General features: G+C 39.6%; 1 protein-coding gene. It reads left to right on the top strand.

Going from position 1 to position 462, the window contains the following annotated elements:
* Nucleotides 1-250: hypothetical protein (locus M3175_RS25950; protein WP_285852455.1), on the top strand; the 250-nt coding region annotated here is incomplete at its 5' end.
* Between the last annotated feature and the right edge of the window lie 212 nt (nt 251-462).

Below are 462 nucleotides of genomic sequence, written 5' to 3'. Positions count from 1 at the left end.
CTATGAGCAAGCAGTAACATTGGCAAACCAGCAATTACCTGCGATAAGTGAGCAAGCCAAAGAGGTATTTAATCAGCGCTATGAGCGTGAAGTGGAGCGCCTGCAATATTTGCAATCCATCAATCCGAATGTACGAGACGCAGAAATCAATCAATTAAAACGTTTGCAAGAACAAGGCTTACATGCACTAGGTCATTTATCCTTAATTCCTGATAGTATCCGTGTGCTAGTCGCTGTCAAGCCCGCTTAATTGTTGTTTTGAATTTAGGTTAATTTAGGTTAAAGGTCAGCTTATATTAGGCTGACCTTTGTTATATGTTTGCATTTTCCATTTTGTGGTTAAGACCAGTTACCAGGTCTAGTTGCCAGGTCTATTTATCAGGCTTAGTTAGCAAAGCTAGTTATTTACACCTCAGGATTCACCACACTCATACTAAATTTAAGTCCGATACTAAGCAGTAC

The organism is Robertmurraya korlensis (assembly GCF_023715225.1).
Classification (GTDB): domain Bacteria; phylum Bacillota; class Bacilli; order Bacillales; family Cytobacillaceae; genus Robertmurraya_A.
Note: the sequence above shows the minus strand (reverse complement) of the source record. Positions and strands in the feature narration are given on the sequence as shown.